We start from the raw sequence: 1,122 nt of genomic DNA on the forward strand, positions 1-1,122 counted from the left end.
CTGCAGGCCGCACTCGCGGGGCTGCTGCACCGGCTCGGCGCCGGCGACGACATCGCCATCGGCACGCCGGTGGCCGGGCGCAGCGACCACGCGCTGGACGAGCTGATCGGCTGCTTCGTCAATGCGCTGGTGCTGCGCACCGACCTCTCGGGGCAGCCGAGCCTGCGCGAGCTGATCGCGCGCGTGCGCACCACCAACCTGGCGGCCTACGCCAACCAGGAGCTTCCGTACGACCGCATCGTGGAGCTGCTGCGGCCGGGCCGCTCGGGCGCCAACCTGCCGCTGTTCCAGGTCATGCTGGGCTTCCAGCAGGGCAGCAACCGGCTGTCCTTCAGCCTGCCGGGCCTGTCGATCACGCCGCAGCCGGTGGCCGTGGACACCGCAAAGTTCGACCTGTCCTTCATCCTCGACGAGCAGCGCGGCGCCGACGGCCTGCCCGGCGGCATTGCCGGCGGCATCCAATACAGCACCGACCTGTTCGACCGCGGCACGGTCGAGGCCATTGCGGCGCGGCTCGCGCGCCTGCTCGAAGAGGCCTGCGATGCACCCGACGAACCCATCGGCAGCCTGGCCATCCTGAGCGCCGAGGAAAACCGCCGTGTGCTGGAGGACTGGAGCGGCCGCACGCGCGAGCTGGCGCCGCTCACGCTGGCCGCCATGGTGCAGGCCCATGCCGCCGAGCGGCCGCATGCGGCGGCGGTGGTGCTCGACGACGCCACGGTGAGCTATGCCGAGCTCGACCTGCGCGCCAACCGGCTCGCGCAGCTGCTGCGCGGCCGGGGCATCGGCGCTGGCGCCATCGTGGCGACGGTGCTGCCGCGTTCGCTCGACCTCGTGGTCGCGCACCTGGCCATCGTCAAGGCCGGCGCGGCCTACCTGCCGATCGATCCGGCCCACATGGCCGGGCGCAGCGCCTTCGTGTTCGAGGAAGCGGCGCCCGCCGCCGTGCTGACCCATGCCGCGCTCCTGCCGCAGCTGGCCGGCGTGCCGCACTGCATGGCGCTCGATGGCGACGAGACGGCCGCCGCGCTGGCAATCCAGCCCGACGGCCTGCCGGCGCAAGCTGCCGATTCGCAGCAGGCCGCCTACGTCATCTACACCTCGGGCTCCACCGGCGTGCCC

1 protein-coding gene is annotated in these 1,122 nt (G+C 73.1%); it reads left to right on the forward strand.

Annotated elements, in window-relative coordinates:
* Window positions 1-1,122 (forward strand): condensation domain-containing protein (locus AC1DOC_RS34600; RefSeq protein WP_478131704.1); only part of this gene is annotated, 1,122 nt, incomplete at both ends.

It is taken from the genome of Variovorax sp. 01T439_2 (assembly GCF_056398445.1).